This is a genomic window from Catenibacterium sp. CAG:290 (assembly GCF_000437715.1).
Taxonomy (GTDB): Bacteria; Bacillota_I; Bacilli_A; order Erysipelotrichales; family Coprobacillaceae; genus Catenibacterium; species Catenibacterium mitsuoka_A.
The window spans coordinates 1-1,968 of sequence record NZ_FR898875.1 but is presented as its reverse complement, the minus strand read 5'-3'; the positions used below and the strand labels follow the sequence as shown (position 1 = coordinate 1,968).

Sequence of the window (1,968 nt, the reverse complement as noted above, 5' to 3'; positions counted from 1 at the left end):
ATCTTAATTCCGCTATTTAATACCTTGATCTCGTTAGCCTTAATCCATTCGATTAGGGCTTTTCTTTGTTGTAACACTTATCAAATTCAGAAATACATTTGTTTTTATCGATATTTTTAGTTCTGTAGTCGTAACAGTATAATAGGAATGATGAATACCAGTCTCGTTGTACCTCAGTACCATCTTGCAGCTTATACATTCGGTCAGATAGTTTCTTTTTAATATAGTCATCAACAGTATGATCATATTGACTTGCTCTGTAATCATTAGATACTTCAATATATGTACCACCTGATACCTTGAATTTCTGTTCTACAGCAGTTTGAAAACCAGAAGGACATCTATTCTTTATGGATCTGCCAAAACGCTTTTTCCTGTTAAACTTGCCTTTGCTATTGACCGTAGTTTCTTTAGCTCGTCTCATAAGCTTGCCTGCATTTTTGGGTTCTGTGATAAATACATCTCCAAGACTTCTTAAATGGTTAGCGTCTTCATTTATTGCAAGCTGTCTGTTTATAGCATTGATGCGACATAGTTCTGAGTGCTTTGTTTTCAGCTTTTTATAATGATTAGAATAAATCCAGGTTTTGCGGCCTTTTTTAACAGTACCATCATCATTATAATTTTGAGGATTAGTTGCACGTCTTGACCTGTCCATAGCACGGTATAGCAGACGTTCTTTTCTCTCAGAAGTCTGAATACTGCTGCCACGCTCTGAAAGATTCTTCAAGCCCACCTCAGTATCAGATGTATAAGCAACTGTCTGTGTACCAATATCAGCACCGATCATTCCTTTGCCATATTTATGTCTTGGGCTGCCATGCTTATCATATTTTGGCTTTGCTTTACCCTCGATAGTAAGATGCAGATATACTCTGTATTTACCTCTTATCATCCTGGGAACAAGCGTAGCATAGCAGGGTCTGTATGTATCTATGCAACAGCCATCTTTAATAAGAATACTAACAGCCCTGTCATCCAAAATCTCAGAATCGGCAAGATATGATAAAACCGCATCTACCTCATCCTGATGAAATCTATCATTTATTTGTATTCCAAATACCATCCTGCCAAGTTTGAAATGAAGTTTATTATCTGTAACGGATATAGGTATACCACGATTCATCTGCTTTGCACGAATACAAGGCAGTTCTCCATATTTAGAAAAATGTAAAATATTACCATTACTTTATAAGCATTTTTCTATGCCACGCCAAATATCTTCGGCTTTAGTCAGAGCAAATACAGCGTCTACACCATATTTCTTGCCTATTGGAATCATGGACGTTCTGCAGTATTCCCATGTAATATTATAAGCTTTCTGCATTTCATTAAGTTGTTCAGCATAAGTTTTTCGTTTAACCTTATCTTTAGAATTACCATACAGAAACAGTAATTTACGGTATCTCTTTGTACGCATAAGCTGGTTATAATTCTTTCTCATAAGACCTGCAAGTTCGTTGCCTGCTTTGCGTATCTTATCAGAAAGGGCCACTACTTTAACTGCATCAGAATAAGGCATATCGGTTTCTACAGCCAGGATATGCCTGTCAGAAAGCTTATGAAATTGTTTAAGATGTCTTTTATGTTCTTTATCAGTTATCATTTTTCTGCACCTTAATATTATCTTAATTACTGTAGATATAAAATATCCTCTAGACCATAAAATATCGCATCCTGCAGAATTGTATTAATTGTGGAAATGCCTTGAATAGTTCAATAGCACTTATATCTTTAAAAGTTCTTGCAACATCACAGGAAGCAGCAGTTTGTGGTACATCTACAAAGACATGTATATGGTCAGGCTTCACTTCAAGAGCCTTAATGTGGTAATAGATTTTTCTGTGATATCTGTTTCAATATTTCCTCTACATTACCTTTTAATACCAGAAATATGAATTTAGAATACCTAATGATGTGATACTGTATCATATATTTTCAATACGAAGCAAGTCAAGAAATATGATA

Annotated in this window: 3 protein-coding genes; all 3 read right to left on the bottom strand. The window is 35.2% G+C overall.

All coding sequences use genetic code 11. The features are described from left to right. Window positions 1-52: 52 nt before the first annotated feature. Window positions 53-1,126 (bottom strand): hypothetical protein, encoded by a 1,074-nt coding sequence (locus QVO42_RS10405; protein ID WP_022426036.1) that lies wholly within the window; start codon window positions 1,124-1,126, stop codon window positions 53-55. A 63-nt stretch (window positions 1,127-1,189) separates the two neighbouring features. Further along, window positions 1,190-1,606 (bottom strand): hypothetical protein, encoded by a 417-nt coding sequence (locus QVO42_RS10400; protein ID WP_022426035.1) that lies wholly within the window; start codon window positions 1,604-1,606, stop codon window positions 1,190-1,192. Window positions 1,607-1,655: 49 nt separating this feature from the next. Next, complete coding sequence (locus tag QVO42_RS10515) at window positions 1,656-1,811, bottom strand: transposase (protein ID WP_353867269.1); 156 nt, start codon at window positions 1,809-1,811, stop codon at window positions 1,656-1,658. Between the last annotated feature and the right edge of the window lie 157 nt (window positions 1,812-1,968).